Genomic DNA, 912 nt, shown 5'->3' with positions numbered 1-912 from the left:
GGTGGGCGCGATCCACACCTACTTGGAGCTGTTCGGCCGCTATTTCGTCGATCTCACGCCGCGCGTCGCCCTGATCGCGGCCCAGGCCGCGGATCGCGAAGGCAACCTCTTCACCGGACCCAACACCGAGGACACGCCGGCACTCGCGGAGGCCACCGCCTTCCGGAGCGGCATCGTCGTCGCCCAGGTGAACGAGCTGGTGGACCGGGTGCCGCGGGTGGACATTCCCGCCGACTGGGTGGACTTCGTGGTGCAAAGCCCCGCACCCCATTACATCGAGCCCCTCTTCACCCGCGATCCGGCCCAGATCTCCGAGGTCCAGGTGCTGATGGCGATGATGGCCATCCAGGGCATCTACGCCAAGTACCGGGTGAGCCGCCTCAACCATGGCATCGGCTTCGACACCGCGGCGGTGGAGCTCCTGCTTCCCACCTACGCCGAGGAGCTGGGACTCAAGGGCAGGATCTGCCGGCACTGGGCGTTGAATCCCCATCCCACGCTCATTCCCGCGATCGAGTCGGGGTTCGTCGAGTCCATCCACTGCTTCGGCTCGGAGCTGGGCATGGAGGCCTACATCGCGGCGCGGCCCGACGTCTTCTTCACGGGCCCCGACGGGAGCCTGCGCTCCAACCGGGCCTTCTGCCAGGTCGCCGGCCACTATGCCTGCGACATGTTCATCGGCTCCACCCTGCAGATCGACCTCGCGGGCAACAGCTCCACCGCCACCCTGGGCCGCATCACCGGCTTCGGCGGTGCCCCCAACATGGGGGCGGACGCCCGCGGCCGGCGCCATGGGAGCCCCGCCTGGCTCAAGGCCGGGGAGGAGGCAGGCGGCGCCGGGGGCGGCATGCCGCGCGGGCGCAAGCTCGTGGTGCAGATAGTGGAGACCTTCCGCGCCCCCTCCCAGCCCAC

Annotated in this window: 1 protein-coding gene; it reads left to right on the top strand. The window is 69.5% G+C overall.

Features of this window, described 5'->3' with window-relative positions:
- Nucleotides 1-912 (top strand): malonate decarboxylase subunit alpha (locus ACTFO6_RS17305; RefSeq protein ID WP_439935677.1); only part of this gene is annotated, 912 nt, incomplete at both ends.

Source organism: Pelomicrobium sp. G1, from assembly GCF_051905455.1.
Lineage (GTDB): Bacteria > Pseudomonadota > Gammaproteobacteria > Burkholderiales > UBA6910 > Pelomicrobium.
The sequence above is the reverse complement of the archived record's forward strand: the minus strand, read 5'-3'. Positions and strand labels throughout refer to the sequence as shown.